Source organism: Carboxylicivirga longa, assembly GCF_050589825.1.
Classification (GTDB): domain Bacteria; phylum Bacteroidota; class Bacteroidia; order Bacteroidales; family Marinilabiliaceae; genus Carboxylicivirga; species Carboxylicivirga longa.
Window position 1 is genome coordinate 61,797 of the sequence record NZ_JBNGOZ010000013.1, and the last position, 15,487, is coordinate 77,283.

A 15,487-nucleotide genomic window follows, 5' to 3' on the forward strand; every position below is an offset into this window, starting at 1 on the left:
CTGGATATGAATAATTTTTTGAGAAGTCCCAGGCTTAGATGGATAACAGGCCTTTCGCTTGTTGTGGTGATGCTGCTGGGTATTTACAGTTTTAACGATGATAAGCGTAACTTCGATGTTGTTAAGAACCTCGATATTTTCTACACCCTGTTTCGCGAGCTGAACAGCTACTATGTGGATGAGACCGATCCAGAAAAACTCATCTCCACCGGCATCGATAATATGCTGGAGTCTCTGGATCCTTACACCACTTATATTCCCGAATCGGACATGGAGGATTTTCGTTTTATGACCACCGGTGAATACGGCGGCATAGGCTCCCTCATATCTCAGCGTGGTGATTACGTGGTAATTGCCGAGCCCTACGAGGGTTTCCCGGCTTCTAATGCCGGACTAAAAGCCGGTGATAAAATACTGGAGATCGACGGTAAAAACATGGTGGGTAAGAAAACACCCGATGTGAGTGAGATGCTCAAGGGACCGGCCAATACCTCCCTGAAAATAAAGGTAGAACGTCCCGGTGAGAAAAAACCCATCAGCTATGAGCTTACACGTAAGAAAATAAGCATTAACCCGGTGCCCTACTACGGCATGATCAATGATGAGACGGGTATTATACAACTCAATAACTTTACGCAGGACTGTAGCCGCGAGATAGAGAAAGCCTTTCTTGACCTGCGCGATAAACAGGGCGCCAAAAGCGTGGTGTTGGATCTGCGGGCTAACCCGGGTGGCTTGCTCGACGAAGCCGTTAAGATTGTGAACCTGTTTGTGCCCTCGGGCTCCGAAGTGGTGAGCACACGCGGTAAGGTAAAGCAGTGGGACAAAACCTACAAGGCCATGCGCCAGCCCATCGATACGGTAATGCCTCTGGCAGTTTTGATCAGTCGCGGATCGGCATCGGCATCAGAGATTGTATCGGGTGCACTACAGGATTTGGATCGTGCTGTTATTCTGGGACAACGCTCCTTTGGTAAGGGACTTGTACAAACCACGCGCAACCTGTCGTACAATGCCAAGCTAAAGGTTACCACCGCCAAGTATTACATCCCTTCAGGACGTTGCATACAAGCCCTGGATTACACCCACCGCGATGAGGATGGTGCCGTAGGTTTTGTGGCCGACTCCCTGATTAGTGAGTACCAAACAAAAAATGGTCGCACGGTGTTTGATGGTGGTGGCATATCGCCCGATATTATGATTAAATCGCCCAAATACGCCAACGTAACCTTTGCCCTGGTGGTGCAGCAGATGATATTTGACTTCGCTACAGATTTTGTATTGCGTAACAAGAGCATAGCAGCGCCTGAAGATTTTATCGTCTCGAAAGAAGAGTACGATCGTTTTATTGATTTTGTGAAGGCCAAGGACGATTTCAGATACGAGTCTTTATCGCAGGAGAAGTTTAAAGACCTGGTGAAAACCGCCAAGCGCGAAGGATACTACGAAAAATCGAAAGATGACTTTGCCCTGCTGGAAGAGCATTTGAAGCTGGATATAGAAAAGGATATGCGCCAGTTTGAAGATGAAATAAAAGAATTAATGGTATTGGAAATAACCAAGCGTTACTACTACCAAAAAGGTGCCATTAAGGCCGGATTACAAAAGGATATTGAATTAGACGAAGCAGCCCGCCTGTTGAAAGACAAAGAGCAGTACACGGGACTACTCAACGGCACGGTGGCCAGCCACGCCGGCGACCGCCCTTCGCGCACTAAGAAAAGCTAAAAAAACATCATCAATAATTGAAAAAGCGCTTACCGATTGGTAGGCGCTTTTCTTTTAAGTTAGGATTAGATAGCGACAATACACCTAAATTAAATCAGTTACCTTAGCATAAACCGTTTCATCATCCGGCACTCCAACTACATGTCAAACAAGGTATCCAGCCTTTCATGCTTGGCACTTCTCAGAAAATAACGGAGATAATTGTAATCTGCTTTGGCCTCTTTCATTTTACCCAAGCGTGCATAGGCATTGGCTCTCATAAAAACGATGTCTTCATTAAAAGGATTACGCCGTATTAACTCATCTAAATAATGGATACACTTTTTATAGTTGCCGGCCTGATACAAACTATTAATGGGTGTAAAGACTTCCTCATCACTCATAAGCCACCCAGCAACCGGAATGTAAAGGACCAGAATTATTTCTTTGCTCAAATTATATATACCCTTATTAGGCTCCACATGAAAATCATAAGGGTCTCCGCGTTCTTTCCCTAAAGTGTATTTGACCTGAATAAAAAAATCAGTAGTATCACGCAATTCGTTTACGGAAGTTTGCCGTTTTTTAAAGGCATGCTTTAGAGTCGAAATAAAAATAGCATCCAATGACGATGCGACAGAATTAACTACAAAAACATCCACCAATTCGGCATTTGGCGTAACGCGTACACATCCTATCATGGTGCCAATTCTTTTACTCTTAGCAACAGAAATTGGATAACTTAGATTCTTAGCCAGATAAGCACGAATATCCTCACCATCCACCTTGATAAAATGCGATGTATCATTGCTGAAATAATAGGGCTCTTGGGCATGAGTAAGCAAAAGAGATGAGAAAATAGCCAAGATTAAAAAAGTCAGGTTTTTCATGGTACTTGTGTCTAAAGGCAAGATAAATGGACTTATACAACAAACATCGTAATTATTTGACTATACAATATATTGATTATCAGAATGCAAAATATTAACTTCCTTTCTTATTTCCAAACAACAAATACCGAAACTATAAGTAAAGGCATGAAACATCACCAATCCTAATACAATGAAAACAAACAATCTAACAACAAGCTATACTACTGAACGCATTTTATCTATTGACATGCTGCGTGGTGTGGCCGTTTTGGGCATTCTTATTCTGAATATTCAAAGTTTTTCAATGATTTTTACGGCCTATATCAACCCAACAGCATACGGCGATTTAAACGGCCTGAACCTTTGGGTTTGGATACTCAGCCATATACTGGCGAGCGAAAAGTTCCTCAGCATCTTCTCCCTGCTCTTTGGTGCAGGCATCATCCTTATGTACGAACGAAGAAAGCAAGAGGGCAAGGCACCCGGACTTCTTCAATACTACCGCCTTTTCTGGTTATTTATTTTTGGCATGCTACATGCCTATCTTATTTGGTATGGCGATATACTGGTGACCTACAGCCTGTGTGGAGCCTTTGTGTATCTGTTTCGCAAGATGAAACCCCGAGGCTTATTAATATTGGCTTCCTTTCTATTTATCCTTCCGGCCTTGTTCAATATATTTTCAGGCGCTACCATGTCCTACTGGCCCGAAGCACAGCTGGAAGGCACACGGGAATTTTGGCAACCCAATAAGGAAAATATCGATTGGGAGCTACAAGCCATGCGAGGACGCTTTTCCGAGCAGATGCAGGTGCGCGGTCAACACGCCCTGATGATGCAGACCTTCCTCTTCTTTAGCAGCTTTTTTTGGCGTATCAGCGCCCTTATGCTATTGGGCATGGCGCTCTTTAAAACGGGCGTGCTGCAGGCTTGCAAATCGAAGGCCTATTACATACGGATGGCCGCAATAGGTTTAATAGGTGGTTATGGCCTGAGTACTTATGGAGTGTGGGAGCTCATTACCCGACAGTGGAGCTTTGAGTATGCCCTGTTTTTTGGCTATCTGCCCAATTATTTTGCGAGTGTGATGGTAGCCCTGGGATATGTAGCCCTAATAATGTTAGTGACACAATCCCGCTCCTTTACAAGCTTTAAGCGTACTTTATCTGCAGTGGGACGAATGGCATTCAGTAATTACATACTGATGTCCTTAATTGCCAGCCTGCTATTTTACGGACATGGTCTCGCCCTGTTTGGAAAAGTAACACGCCTTCAGCAAATGCTTATCACCCTAATTATATGGGCACTCATATTATTTATATCACCCCTTTGGTTAAAGCATTTTAGATATGGCCCTTTGGAATGGCTATGGCGCTGCCTTAGCTATCATAAAAAGCTACCTTTCAAACGATAGGGAGCTTTCTTTTTAAGTCATAAAAAAAAAATCGCATCCCTGTCTGGAATTATCCAAGGGATGCGATTTTGTATATCTTATTCCTACTCCTTAAGCAGAATCAAAACGAGTCATGAACAGCCTAACTGTTAATGCGCTTCCAGCCAGTTGATTCCCACGCCCATTTCTACCTCGAAGGGAACAGAAAGCTCAATGGCATTTTCCATTTCTTCCTTTACGATGGTCTTCACCTGCTCCAACTCATTTTTCAGCACATCAAAGTTCAATTCATCGTGCACCTGTAGAATCATTTTAGAAGCTAATTCTTCAGCCTCAAATCGCTTCTGAATATTCACCATAGCCTGCTTAATAATATCGGCAGCCGTGCCCTGAATGGGCGCATTAATGGCGTTTCGTTCCGCCATACCGCGCACTACCCCATTTTTTGAGTTGATATCGCTCAGATTGCGCTTACGTCCATAAAGAGTCTCCACGTAGTTTTTCTCGCGTGCCTTGGCAATACAGTCATCCATAAACTGCTTCACCCCCGGAAAACTCTCGAAGTAACCATCAATAATCTCTTTGGCTTCCTTGCGCGGTATGGTTAGGCGCTCGGCCAGGCCAAAAGCCGAGATACCGTAGATAATACCAAAGTTGGCCGTTTTGGCCTTCCGGCGCATATCAGAAGTAACTTCCTCCAAAGGCACCTTAAATATTTTGGCCGCAGTAGCCGCGTGAATATCCTCGCCCCGTTGAAAGGCCGCAATCAAGTCCTGATCCTTGCTAAAATGCGCCATTAAACGCAACTCCACCTGGGAGTAGTCAGCTGACAGAAACAGGTGTTCCTCATCGGAAGCGGTAAAGGCCTTTCGTATCTCCTTCCCGTTCTCATCACGGATGGGTATATTCTGCAGGTTGGGATTATTACTGCTCAGGCGCCCTGTCACCACAGTGGCCTGGCTATAACTTGTGTGTATCTTACCGGTTTTCTCATTAATGAGTTTGGGCAAAGCCTCCACGTAGGTATTCAGGAGCTTGACCAAGCCGCGATAATCCAATATGGCCGGTATAATCTCGTGCTTATCCTTCAGCTTCTGAAGAGTTTCTTCGTTGGTGCTATACTGACCACTCTTGGTCTTTTTGGCCTTCGCATCAATCTTCAGGTGCTCAAATAAGATCTCACCCACCTGCTTTGGGCTGGCAATATTAAAGCTACGCCCGGCAAGTTCCTCAATGCTTTTCTCCAAGGCAATAATTTGCTCCCTTAGTTTCTGTGCGAAATCAGCCAGGGCAGCATCATCCAGCATCACGCCTTCAAACTCCATGTCGGCCAACACTTTCACCAGCGGCATTTCAATATCGTAAAACAATTTCTCTACTGCACTTTCCTTCAACTCCTTCTGAAACTTATCCGCCAACTGAAGGGTCACATCAGCATCTTCAGCCGCGTAATCCAGTACGTTATCCTGCGCTATATCGCGCATATTCTTTTGCTTCTTTCCTTTGGGTCCTACAATCGTCTCATAGGCAATGGGTGAATAATTAAGGTAGGTTTCGGCCATAAAATCCATCCCGTTTTTCAGTCCCGGATACAGCAGATGATGCGCCACCATGGTATCGAAATACGGTCCTTTTACATCAATGCCGTAATTCTTTAGCACCAGCATATCGTACTTCAGATTCTGCCCTATTTTAGTAATGCTATCATCCTCAAATACGGCTTTAAATGAAGCAATAATATCCTTATTAACCTGACCCTTATCCATCACCGGCACATAGTAGGCCTCATGCGCTTTCCAGGAGAATGACATGCCTACAAGCTCCGCCTCCATGGCATGTACCGAAGTGGTCTCCGTATCGAAGCAAAATTGAGGTTTCGTGCTTAACTCAGCACGTAAAGAAGCCAGCTTTTGTTCATTATCAACCAGGTAGTAATGATGCACTACATCCTTTAATGCTTGATGAGAAGTGAAGGCTTCTTCAGCAACAGACTCAGAAGCTGTTACCGGCGCTCCAAACAAATCGCCCTGCACAGGTGCCGTACCAAACAACTGCGTAACACGAGCTGCCAGATTTTTGAATTCAAGCTCGTCAAAAAGCTGGTGGATGGCCTCCATGTTGGGCTTCTCCATTTTTAAGCGATCGGGCTCCAACTCCACAGGTACATCCAGTCGTATGGTAGCCAGTCGATAAGACAGTTCCACCTGCTCGCGGAAATTCACCATATTCTCTTTCTGCTTACCCTTCAGCTCATCTATATGCTCGTAGATACCTGCTATGCTACCAAAGTTTTTGATCAAATCTTTGGCTCTTTTCTCACCCACACCCGGACAACCCGGTATGTTATCAGCTGCATCGCCCCACAAAGCCAATATATCGATCACCTGCATGGGCGATTCCACCTCAAACTTATCCTTCACCTGATCGATACCCCATATATCGATACCACCGCCTTTGCTTCGTGGCTTATACATGAACACATTCTCCTTCACCAGCTGGGCATAGTCCTTATCGGGCGTCACCATATAAGTGGTATAACCCGCCGATGAAGCCTTTGCTGAGAGAGTACCTATCACGTCATCGGCCTCAAACCCATCCTTCACAATTACAGGAATATTAAGGGCTTCAATCAGTTGTTTGATATAAGGAACTGAAAGCTTAATATCTTCGGGTGTGGCCTCACGATTAGCTTTATACTCGGGAAATTCCTGGTGTCGAAAATTAGGTCCGGAAGGGTCAAAAACCACCGCGATGTGCGAAGGATTTTCTTTGGTTAGTATCTCAAGTAAGGAATTGGTGAAGCCGAAAACGGCAGAGGTATTAAACCCCTTTGAATTGATGCGTGGGTTACGAATAAACGCATAATAAGCCCTGAATATAAGAGCATAAGCGTCCAGTAAATACAAATCTTTCTTTTCGTCTGCCATGGCTTTCTTCTGATTTTTTTGCTAAGATATAAAAAGCTGTTAGCTGATACCCGATAGTGGAAGGCTTATTTATGACTTGACGAAACCTAACAGCTACCAACTTTTAGCGAGTCGTTCATTTACAGCTTGGGATAAAATAAAAAAGGAGAAATGATTTATTCATTTCCCCCCTTTTTTGAAGCTAATGATTAACAATCAATAGCTAATCAATTATCACTTGCATACCACTCTGCATAACTGGTGGCTGTCTCGTTCAGCTTTAAACTAAATAACTGTATGGTGGCCGGCAAACGTTTTTTGATACGTTCGGCAAAGTCAAACAGCATATTCTCACAGGTAGGCTGATAATCCACTAACTCGTAGCGTTCTGCCATCTGCGGCAGGGCAAGTAACTGCGCTGCCGGTGCTTTTTTATTTAGCACCACTGCATGATCCAGCTTATCCACAATTTCTTCATTCACAATCTGCTTCAAATCACCAAAATCCATCACCATGCCCAACTTAGGATTGCTCTCATCCTTCACAGGCTCTCCTATAACCGTTACATTCAATATATAAGAATGACCGTGCAGGTTTTTACACAGGCCATCGTAATTCCAGAGGGCATGCGCCATCTCAAACCTAAATTCTTTTGTCAATCGTATTTTTCCCATATCCCCTTCGTAAAAAAGACCGCTTTAATCAGCCTTTCAATAACATCCTCTAATATTTCACTTTACAATTGTACACTTACTTACACAATCTACAATGTTACGCAAGCTATTGTGCTTCAGGTAGTAAAAAGTATTTTTACCATGCCTTTCGCTGGCCAGCACCCCTTTATCCTTTAAAATACCCAAGTGATGCGAGGTGGTTGACTGCTCAATATCCAACAGCTTATGTATTTCCGTTACCGTTAACTTATTTCCATCTTCCAAATGACTTAAAATAGCAATGCGCATGGGGTGAGCAATGGCTTTAAGCATACCGGCAGCCCGATCCAACATCTCGGTATCTAAATCTTTTATCTTCATAACTAAGCAATTGTCTAATAAAATACTTACAAATGCAAATATATAACTATCTTGGTATATTAACATTATTGAAGGGCAAAAATATTTAAATATTTAGATTATATCAATATGTTGAACTAAATGCTGAATAATCATTAAATTTGGCGCCTGTCAGAAATAAACGAAACGCAACACGCACCGAAAAGAAAAAATATGGCTGATACAGCACTCATCAAAGCGCCGATTAAGGAGGAAATGAAAGCGTTTGAACCTTTTTTTAAGGAACAACTTAAATCCAAAATTCCCCTTCTGGATATCATTACCAATTATGTGCTGCGTCGCAAGGGCAAACAAATGCGTCCCATGCTGGTGTTTCTGTCAGCTAAATTAAATGGTGAAGTGAGCGAAGCCAGTTATATATCCGCCACACTAATAGAGCTGTTACATACGGCTACGCTCATTCATGATGATGTGGTGGACGAAACCTATCAGCGTCGCGGTTTTTTCAGCATCAATGCCCTGTGGAAATCGAAGGTAGCGGTGCTGGTAGGCGACTTTTTCCTTTCGAAAGGACTGAGCCTTTCCTTGGATACCGGCCAAATTGATGTGCTAAAAGTGGTGTCCAACGCTGTGAGCGAAATGGCCGAAGGTGAGCTCCTGCAAATTGAGAAATCGAGGAAACTGGATATTACCGAAGAAGTTTACTACGAAATTATTCGTAAAAAAACAGCTACCCTCATTGCCGCCTGCACCAAGGCCGGTGCCCTATCGGTAGGTACACAAGGCGAGCAGCTGAGCAATATGGCCGAGTTTGGTGAGAACCTGGGCGTAGCCTTTCAAATACGTGATGACTTATTTGACTACGAACAAAACGGCTTGATTGGCAAACCTACCGGCAACGACATCAAAGAAAAGAAACTTACTTTACCCCTGATTTATGCCTTGAATAAGGCGAACAAAAAAGAGCAAAAACGCATTTTGCGTCTGATTCGCCGTCATCATAAAAACGAGAAGAAAGTACAGGAAATAATCGCTTTCGTAAAGGCCAACGGCGGCATTGAATATGCCAATGAACAGATGGAGATATATGCTGAAAAAGCCAAAAATAACCTGGCCAATTACGATGACTCAGCAGCTAAGAAAGCCTTACTGACGATGGTTGATTACACTCTAAAAAGAAAAAAATAGGGGTGCATTACTAATAATACGCCCCTCAGTTTGTTTCTTAGAAGTATTTAATCTCCTTGCGATAGCCATTTTCGGCCTCGGCAATGTCCGACAACAGATTATTAGCCAGACGACTGGCCCCAATACGGAACAACTTATTATTGAGCCATTCATCACCACATATCGTCTTTACCAATTTGTAATACACCAGCGCCTCTTCGGCATTTGAAATACCACCGGCCGGCTTAAAACCAATCTTTTTACCGGTTTCATCGTAGTACTTTTTTATGGCCGACAGCATCACATAAGCGGCTTCAAAAGTGGCAGCGGGCTGTTGCTTACCGGTTGATGTCTTGATAAAATCAGCACCATTCTCTATGGCAATCATACTTGCCGTCCACACTTCTTCAGGCTTCAAGGTACCCGATTCCAGAATTACCTTCAGGTGAGCATCTCCCATCACCCCTTTTATACTATTAATCTCCTCTCCCACAAACTCATAGTTACCATCTAAAAGTTCGCCCACTGATATTACAATATCAATCTCATTGGCACCAAAATCAATAGCGCGTTGTGTTTCCAGCCTTTTTACATCCAAAAAAGTTTGCGATGAAGGAAAACCGGCTGCCACCACAGCACGTCCAATCTGTGCATCTTTAAGGCCTGTTTTAAGCACCGGAGCAAATACCGGATAGACACACATGGCAGCCACCTGCGGCATATCTTTAAAATGCATGGGTAAATCATTTACTTTTTCCACAAATTCGCGAATACTATCAGCAGAATCCTCTGTATACAGGGATGTTAAATCAATACAACTAAATAATAGTTTCAATACATCAGTATCGCCTTTCAGGGCATCCACATCACTTTTTGCCTGCCCTATAGCCGCCGCCATGGCAGCTTCAGAAATAGTAAACGGATATTTGTCCATCAGTCCTTCCATAATCCTAAAGTTAATGCCGCCAACACCAGGATGCCGGCCTGTTTAATTATTATTTTAATTTCTTATTATTCAGATGACGGGAAGCATCACGATCGGTTTTTTTAGCCATGTTTTTAGCAAAAGCAGCCTCCAGATCAACTCCCGTTTGATTAGCCATACACACAAGTACCCAAAGCACATCGGCCATCTCATCGGCCAAATCATGATGTAAATCGCTTTCCTTTGAAGATTGATCGCCGTATTTACGGGCTACCACACGGGCCAACTCACCCACTTCCTCAGTAAGAATAGCCATATTAGTTAGCTCGCTGAAATAGCGCACCCCATAGGTCTTAATCCATCGATCTACTTCCTTCTGCACTTCCGATAACTCCATTATTCTCTTCTTTTAGAATCAATTATTATAGTAACAGGACCATCGTTAACAAGACTCACCTGCATATTGGCACCAAATTCACCTGTAGCCACCTCCAGGCCGCTTGCCTCACGCAGCATTCGTACAAAATCTTTGTACAGAGGAATGGCCACATCAGGCCCTGCTGCATCTACATATGAGGGTCTGTTTCCCTTTTTAGTACGTGCATGCAGGGTAAACTGACTAATGACTAAAAAAGCACCCTGAATGTCCTGAACAGACCGGTTCATCATACCTTTCTCATCATCGAAGATTCGAAGTCCGGTAAGCTTTTTCACCAGCCACTCAATGTCTGTCGCATCATCATCCTGTTCAATCCCCAATAGGATCATTAAACCCTCGGAAATAGCTGACTTAAGCTTCCCATCTACACTAACAGAGGCATTTTTAACCCTTTGTATTACCAAACGCATAACTTAAATTTTAAAAACGAAAATACAACTTATCTTTAAAATGTAAAGAATGTAATAATAAATAACCGACCAATTGGTCTATTGGAAACAAAATAAGCCCTTAGGGGTTATTTGGAGAACGAACAATCATATAACTTACTTCGATGAAAGGACTTTTGAGTAAACATACAAACCCCGCCTATAACCTGGCCACCGAAGAATACCTGCTTCGTCATACCCAGGAGGATGTATTCTTTTTATACACCAATGAACCTTCTATCATTGTGGGCAAACACCAAAATACCCTGGGTGAAATCAACTACGACTTTATACAAAGGAAAAACCTCCCGGTTTATCGTCGTTTATCCGGTGGGGGCACCGTTTATCACGATCCCTACAACCTTAATTTTTGCTTTATTAAAACTGGCGAAAAAGGTCAACTGGTAAACTTCGCCCGGTACTCTGAACCTATTCTGATGGCCCTGCGTGAATTGGGCATAGAGGCCACCTTCGGAAAACGCCACGACATCCAAATTGACGGAAAGAAAATATCGGGCAACGCCTCCCATGTATATAAAAACCGTGTGATGCACCACGGAACCCTCCTCTTTAAGGCCGATCTGAACACCTTAAACGAGGCATTAAAAACAAACCCACTAAGCATTAAAGATAAGGCCGTTAAGTCGGTAAGAAGTGAAGTAACCAACATCTATGATCACCTGCAAAGCAAAATAGATTATCCCTCCTTTACGCAATACATCTTTAATTATTTACTAGCCTACTATAAAACCAGCAGTAAACTTGAATTAAACAAGGATGCAGAAGCACAAATTAAGGCCTATACAGAAACTAAATACACCACTTGGGAATGGAACTATGGCTACAGTCCCAACTTTAGCTTAAACAGGACTTATCGCCTTACAAATAATGCACGCATCAAAGCATTTCTGCAGGTGGAAAAGGGACGCATCACCGATTGCAATCTCCTTTCTTCAGACAAAAATCTAAATTTCCTGCTCGAAAATATTTCTCACAAAATGTTAGGAATTCAACACAGCTCCTATTTAATTAAAGATATAATATCGCAAATACAATACAGCCAATTAAGCCAAGAAGATCTTCAACGAATTGAACGCGGCTTTTTCTCCTAAAAGAGCAACATCTACAAAATTAACAAAACTCCACAAATCATTGATTAAGTGACAACTACACATTGTTACCTTCATTAAAATACGAATAGACTCGCCTAGCCTTATCCACTCCTACGGCATCTTTTAAATCCGCTAGTGTAGCGCCTTTAATTTTGTTAAATGACTTAAAATGTTTGAACAATTGCTCAATCGTCTTGTCGCCTACACCAGGAATTTCATTAAGCGCTGAATTGATAAAATTTATCGATCGTTTCTGCCGGTGGAAAGTAATACCAAAGCGATGCGCTTCGTTACGCAAATGCTGAATAACTTTTAGCGTCTCTGAATTTTTGTCAAGATATAAAGGAATGGGATCTCCGGGATAAAAGATTTCTTCCAGCCGCTTCGCAATACCTATCACAGCGATCTTCTCGTGCAAGTCCAGTTCCCGTAATATTCTCACTGCCGATCCCAACTGTCCCTTTCCACCATCAATAACCACCAGCTGGGGCAAGTCAGCTCCCTCATCTTTTAAGCGTTTATAACGTCTATACACCACCTCCTCCATAGAGGCAAAATCATTGGGCCCCTCCACAGTCTTAATATTAAAATGGCGATAATCTTTTTTGTAAGGCTTTCCGTTACGAAAAACCACACACGCAGCCACAGGATTCGTACCCTGTATATTGGAATTATCAAAGCATTCAATATGTCGCGGTAAGTTTTTAAGTCGCAAATCGGCCTGCATTACTTTTAGTAATCGCTCTTCTCGTGGCTCCTTTTTGTGCAATGACTGCTGCTTTAACTTATCCAATCGGTAGTATTTTACATTCCGCTCGGATAGCTCCATCAGCATTTTCTTATCCCCAATCTTCGGAATAAGTAACTTTGTACGCTCTAATTCAATATCCAATTGCAGCGGAACCAAGACCTCACGAGCCAAAAATTGCAGCCTATTTTGCATTTCTGAGAGCGCCAAAAGAAGAATTTCTTCGTCTGATTCAGCTAATTTCTTTCGAAATTCCATGGTGTGAGACTGAATAACTGCCCCATTAATTACCCTCAAGAAGTTAACGAAAGCGGCTTTTTCGTCTGAAATAATGCTAAAAACATCCACATTGGTGATTTTTGGATTAACCACAGTGGACTTACTTTGGTAACCTTTCAGTATATTTATCTTATTTTTCACCTCTTCCGCACGCTCAAACTCCAAGGAATCGGCGTAATTCATCATCACTTGGTGCATATATTTAAGAACCGATGTGATATTTCCATTCAAAATATCCTTTATCGAAGCTATATTTTCCAGGTATTTTTCCTCATCAAAGCGGCCCACACACGGAGCTTTACACTTACCAATATGAAATTCCAGACACTCTCGAAACTTACCAGCCCTAATATTTTCATGGATTAAAGCGTGCTTACAGGTACGCAAAGGATAGATCTGACGAAACAATTCTATTAGGGTACGCACCATCCCCACCGAGGTATACGGACCATAATAGGTACTTCCATCGCGTACCAATCGGCGCGTTTGAAACACACGCGGATAGGGTTCATTCTTAATAACGATATAAGGAAAAGACTTATCATCTTTAAGCAAAATATTATATCGAGGCTGATACTTCTTGATCAGATTATTCTCAAGAAGCAAGGCATCTTCTTCCGTATCCACAACAAGATGCTTAATATCGGCGATCTTTCGCACCAATATACGCGTCTTACCATCCTCGTGCTGCTTATTAAAATACGACCCTACCCGCTTTTTTAAATTTTTAGCCTTACCAATATAGATGATACGACCTTCATCATTAAAGTACTGATATACACCGGGCATATCCGGCATTGCCTGTACTAATAGTTTGATTCTTTCCTGACGATCATCAAGTAAATTATTCATCAATAAATAAGCTTGTAAACTTAAAAGTTGAGACATCAAACAGCCCTTGGTCACCAATCTTAAGAGTAGGAATAACCAATAAGGACATAAAAGCCATGGTCATAAATGGAGCTTTGAGCGTACATCCCATCTCCCTCACAAAAGCATTCAATTCCTTATATCGCTCAGCCACAAGGTTACCATCACTAGCCGACATCAGTCCGGCTATAGGCAATTCCAGCAACATCTCGTCTTGTTGGTTGGCTGCTGCAATCCCTCCCTGCGCATTTATAACTGCCGCAATAACCCTTAATAAAGAGTCATCATCAACACCTATGGCTACAATATTATGACTATCGTGAGCAACAGAACCGGCGAAAGCGCCCTTTTTCAGTCCAAAATTCTTAATAAAACCAACAACTGGAGCAGCTTTTTTATAGCGATTAAGCACAATAATCTTGGCAATATCCTGTTCTGGATCAGCCAAAATCACCTCTCCCATTCGAATTTTAGGCTTCCAAATTTCAGCATCTGTTAATAAATCACCATCCTCTGCTACCAAAATTTGCACCTGAGGATTATCTTTTGGGGCTATAATTTGCAGATCCTGAGCTAGAGGAAGCGTACAATTAAAGTTATTGATCGGCTCTACTGCCGGTAAGTTAAAGTTAGCTTCACCATGTTCTGCCACTTTTTTACCATCAATATAAGTAGACAATACTCTAAAATCCTCAAGGGTATCTACCACAATAAAATCAGCAGGATCACCTTCCTGCAATAAGCCCACCGGCAAATTATAGTGGGCAACCGGATTGAGCACAGCCGCTTGATATAAATCAAATATGGAATAACCTTTAGATAAACCCAAACGAATCAGCCGGTCGATATGACCTTGATCCAATATAAGATCAGGATGACTATCATCAGTACACAGCATAGTATCGTAAGGTTGCGACTGAATCAGAGGATGCAAGGCCTCGAAATTACGTGCGGCACTCCCCTCTCTAATTTGAGTTTTAATACCCAATGCAATTTTTTCCTGAGCCTCTTCAAGAGTAGCAGACTCGTGATCGGTAGTAATTCCTGCCTGGGCATAACTTTTTAAATCATCTCCTAACAATCCAGGAGCATGTCCGTCGATGGGAACCCTAAACTGTTTGGCCAAATCTAACTTTGCCTTCACCACAGAATCGCCATGAACCACCCCGGGAAAATTCATCATCTCTGCTAAAAAACAGGCACCTCCCTTCAATAAGTACTCCACATCCGCCGGCTCAATCCTCCCTCCTGAAGTTTCAAAATCCGTGGCCGGCACGCAAGAAGGTACTCCAAAGAAACATTTAAGTGGAACCTTTTCAGCATCGCGCATCATATACTCCACACCTCCTACCCCATTCACATTGGCAATCTCATGGGGATCTGACACAATAGCTACCGTTCCACGTGGAACAACCAAGGCAGCAAAACGTGACGGAATTAACATGCTACTTTCGATATGCACGTGACTATCCACGAGACCAGGCAAAATAAAATTTTTGTACTCCTTTGAAGTTCGAATAATTTTCACAATTCGTCCCTCTTCGATATGTACAGCAGCCGGATAAATATCCCTTTGGTGTACATCTACAATATTTCCTTCAATAATCATTTCAATTTGTTTCACGTGG

13 protein-coding genes are annotated in these 15,487 nt (G+C 42.6%); 4 read left to right on the forward strand and 9 right to left on the reverse strand.

Annotation, left to right across the window (positions count from 1 at the left end):
* Positions 1 to 6 precede the first annotated feature (6 nt).
* Entirely contained in the window at positions 7 to 1,728 is a 1,722-nt protein-coding gene (locus ACRD7A_RS12415) for a S41 family peptidase (protein WP_430811401.1), read from the forward strand.
* Between the two features lie 137 nt (positions 1,729 to 1,865).
* Here the strand turns inward: ACRD7A_RS12415 and ACRD7A_RS12420 are convergent, their stop codons facing one another.
* Positions 1,866 to 2,597: a tetratricopeptide repeat protein gene (locus tag ACRD7A_RS12420; RefSeq protein ID WP_430811402.1), complete on the reverse strand. Its 732-nt coding sequence runs from the start codon at positions 2,595 to 2,597 to the stop codon at positions 1,866 to 1,868.
* A 172-nt stretch (positions 2,598 to 2,769) separates the two neighbouring features.
* On the opposite strand from ACRD7A_RS12420, the gene ACRD7A_RS12425 reads away from it, so the two are divergent.
* Positions 2,770 to 3,993, forward strand: a complete 1,224-nt coding sequence (locus ACRD7A_RS12425) for a DUF418 domain-containing protein (protein ID WP_430811403.1) — start codon at positions 2,770 to 2,772, stop codon at positions 3,991 to 3,993.
* Between the two features lie 128 nt (positions 3,994 to 4,121).
* Here the strand turns inward: ACRD7A_RS12425 and polA are convergent, their stop codons facing one another.
* The 3 genes from polA to ACRD7A_RS12440 form a co-directional block, all read right to left on the reverse strand.
* Positions 4,122 to 6,899 carry a DNA polymerase I gene (polA, locus tag ACRD7A_RS12430; RefSeq protein WP_430811404.1) on the reverse strand — a complete coding sequence of 926 codons (2,778 nt, stop codon included), beginning with the start codon at positions 6,897 to 6,899 and terminating at the stop codon, positions 4,122 to 4,124.
* Between the two features lie 206 nt (positions 6,900 to 7,105).
* Positions 7,106 to 7,552, reverse strand: a complete 447-nt coding sequence (locus ACRD7A_RS12435; RefSeq protein WP_430811405.1) for a 6-pyruvoyl trahydropterin synthase family protein — start codon at positions 7,550 to 7,552, stop codon at positions 7,106 to 7,108.
* 57 nt (positions 7,553 to 7,609) lie between these two features.
* Positions 7,610 to 7,912, reverse strand: coding sequence for an ArsR/SmtB family transcription factor (locus ACRD7A_RS12440; protein ID WP_430811406.1), 303 nt, complete (start codon positions 7,910 to 7,912; stop codon positions 7,610 to 7,612).
* Between the two features lie 192 nt (positions 7,913 to 8,104).
* Between ACRD7A_RS12440 and ACRD7A_RS12445 the strand changes: the two genes are divergently transcribed.
* Positions 8,105 to 9,079 carry a polyprenyl synthetase family protein gene (locus ACRD7A_RS12445; RefSeq protein WP_430811407.1) on the forward strand — a complete coding sequence of 325 codons (975 nt, stop codon included), beginning with the start codon at positions 8,105 to 8,107 and terminating at the stop codon, positions 9,077 to 9,079.
* Between the two features lie 37 nt (positions 9,080 to 9,116).
* Here ACRD7A_RS12445 and deoC read toward each other — a convergent pair whose 3' ends face one another.
* Genes deoC through dtd form a run of 3 tightly spaced genes read right to left on the reverse strand, consistent with a single transcriptional unit; the run spans position 9,117 to position 10,832 of the window.
* A complete protein-coding gene (gene deoC, locus ACRD7A_RS12450; RefSeq protein WP_430811408.1) occupies positions 9,117 to 10,004 on the reverse strand; it encodes a deoxyribose-phosphate aldolase in 888 nt (295 codons plus the stop codon).
* 49 nt (positions 10,005 to 10,053) lie between these two features.
* Positions 10,054 to 10,380, reverse strand: a complete 327-nt coding sequence (locus ACRD7A_RS12455; RefSeq protein WP_430811409.1) for a nucleotide pyrophosphohydrolase — start codon at positions 10,378 to 10,380, stop codon at positions 10,054 to 10,056.
* A complete protein-coding gene (gene dtd / locus ACRD7A_RS12460; protein WP_430811410.1) occupies positions 10,380 to 10,832 on the reverse strand; it encodes a D-aminoacyl-tRNA deacylase in 453 nt (150 codons plus the stop codon). Before dtd ends, ACRD7A_RS12455 begins: the two co-directional genes overlap by 1 nt.
* Positions 10,833 to 10,975: 143 nt before the next feature.
* On the opposite strand from dtd, the gene lplA reads away from it, so the two are divergent.
* Positions 10,976 to 11,962, forward strand: a complete 987-nt coding sequence (lplA, locus tag ACRD7A_RS12465; RefSeq protein WP_430811411.1) for a lipoate--protein ligase — start codon at positions 10,976 to 10,978, stop codon at positions 11,960 to 11,962.
* 55 nt (positions 11,963 to 12,017) lie between these two features.
* Here lplA and uvrC read toward each other — a convergent pair whose 3' ends face one another.
* Positions 12,018 to 13,841, reverse strand: a complete 1,824-nt coding sequence (gene uvrC, locus ACRD7A_RS12470; RefSeq protein ID WP_430811412.1) for an excinuclease ABC subunit UvrC — start codon at positions 13,839 to 13,841, stop codon at positions 12,018 to 12,020.
* Entirely contained in the window at positions 13,834 to 15,468 is a 1,635-nt protein-coding gene (gene ade / locus ACRD7A_RS12475) for an adenine deaminase (RefSeq protein ID WP_430811413.1), read from the reverse strand. Before ade ends, uvrC begins: the two co-directional genes overlap by 8 nt.
* Between the last annotated feature and the right edge of the window lie 19 nt (positions 15,469 to 15,487).